At 37.6% G+C, this 591-nt stretch carries 1 rRNA gene; it reads left to right on the plus strand.

From position 1 onward, the window contains the following. Positions 1-88: 88 nt before the first annotated feature. Positions 89-591, plus strand: a 16S ribosomal RNA gene (locus ACYVJ0_RS13715); the annotation flags it as partial.

Raw genomic sequence — 591 nt, forward strand, 5'->3', positions numbered from 1 at the left:
ATAAATATATAAGTATGAATGAATTATGACAATATGTCATACAATAAGCATCAATAAGATGTGAAGTTCTTTGATAGAGAAAGAACATAATAGTAAGTGTTTAATCATGACACCACCGGATGGGTATCTAAGTATTTTAACACATGCAAGTCAGAAATGGCGAACTGGTCAGTAACAGGTGAGTTGATACCGTTTTTTAAACGATTCACTTGCCTCTCAGCAGGTAGTTGGTAGGATAATAGCTTACCAAGCCAATGACGAGTAGGGAGAGTGAAAGCTTGATTCCCGACACTGGAAATGAAAAAGTCCAGAGCATAGATTATGTGCAGCAGTGGAGAATATTGGTCAATGCACGAAAGTGTGAACCAGTAACTTAGAGTTAAAAGTCATTTTCTGATATCAGAAGATTTACTTTTGAATAAGTATAATAAATGATGATTATTATACCGAATAGTCCAGTCTAATCTCCGTGCCAGCAGTCGCGGTAATACGGAATCGGGCAACCCATCGGAGTTTTGAATAGGTGTACAGGGTACGTAGCTTGATCATATTATTGATCTAGAGTCATATAGGGGTAGAACCAACACTTGG

Source organism: Microbacterium petrolearium, from assembly GCF_054782875.1.